The sequence below is a fragment of the Peribacillus sp. NPDC096448 genome (assembly GCF_044762675.1).
GTDB lineage: Bacteria > Bacillota > Bacilli > Bacillales > DSM-1321 > Peribacillus > Peribacillus frigoritolerans_B.
On record NZ_JBIWEU010000063.1, the window covers coordinates 1 to 1,282 of the forward strand.

At 33.0% G+C, this 1,282-nt stretch carries 1 protein-coding gene; it reads right to left on the reverse strand.

The window, feature by feature from the left end; translation table 11 throughout:
* Nucleotides 1-525: 525 nt before the first annotated feature.
* Nucleotides 526-954 (reverse strand): GNAT family N-acetyltransferase, encoded by a 429-nt coding sequence (locus tag ACIQ0C_RS27180; protein WP_403066015.1) that lies wholly within the window; start codon nucleotides 952-954, stop codon nucleotides 526-528.
* Nucleotides 955-1,282: the final 328 nt, after the last annotated feature.

A 1,282-nucleotide genomic window follows, 5' to 3' on the forward strand; every position in this document is an offset into this window, starting at 1 on the left:
GTTATACGAGATCTTGGTCCCAACCAGCCAAATCATGTTTAAGCAAGTAGGGGGCGAACTGTTTAGTTGACGGGGTCCAAGCCCCACGGGCAGGATAGTTGTGAAAAACAATTTTTATCTATAATTGGTAATATATTCATGATGGTAGAGGGGTTGGGTGTTACTTTAGATGATATTTTGCACCTATTTTAGTCGCTATTTTGCATGATAAAAAATAAAAAAGCTAACTCAAAATAGTAGCTTTTTTAAATTTACTTGATTCCGATAACTAGACTATCTCGTGCTGCTCTCAACAACTTCAGTTGTAATGGTATCTTTTCTTTTTTGTAAAATGCTTCCTCTACAAAATACTTCATATCATCTTGTTTTCAGTAAATGATTCCAAGTCAAGTCATTTCCAGCTTCATATAAACATTGTATATGATTCCTTTCCATAGGAACGATTCGAATTCCCCGCCTACCAATTCATCAAACATACTGTTGGTTCCTCCATTCTGTTACTTTTTCAAGTAAGCATTCCGTTTGTTAAAGAGACATTTGAAAATGATGACAAGTAATATCTAATCCACCTTTGAGGTAAAATCTATGTGCATCATGTCTATGAACACCAGAATCTAAATGAAATTGTTCACAATCATTTTCCTTTGCTTGACTTATTAGCCAATCCCATAAGATTTTTGCATATCCTTTTTGACGGCTTTTTTCATCTGTAATCAAATCATCTACATAGAAATAATTTCCCCAAGCTAGAGATTCAGTAATCCTATATCCAGCAGCTGCTTTAACTTCATCATTTTCAATAACTGCAACTAAGTTAAAACCATAATTATCCTGCAATCGTCTAATTTTCCCTATAAATTTATCTTCAGTTAAATGTGGTCGTAGTTGTTTAAAAGTGCTAAAAGTAGACAGTATTTCTGAATCTGATTTCATTATTTTTACAATTGGCAGCATTGTATTTCCTCCTTAATTAAGCCTTTGAATTTGATGGTATCGATATAAGATATTTTATAATGCAATATGACATTTACAAAGATACAATTATAAACAAATGAACATGTCAGAGGAGGCTGAAAATGGAAAATAATATTTCTGTTTTGGAAGAGAACCCCCAAAATATAAACAAATCATGGTTCTATCGGGTGCGTTAGTTGAAAAGATCAATCGGAGCTGTCTTTAAGGCAGTTCTTTTTTGTATGAAAATATCTTAGTAAAAAGCCATGCTAAAATAAACCCTCCATATTCACACTTTTTTTGAAGGGCGTAAATGTACTATGTCGTT

Coding starts and splice junctions, on each gene's coding strand:
- ACIQ0C_RS27180 (WP_403066015.1), bottom strand. CDS start 954: ATGCTGCCAATTGTAAAAATAATGAAATCAGATTCAGAAATACTGTCT.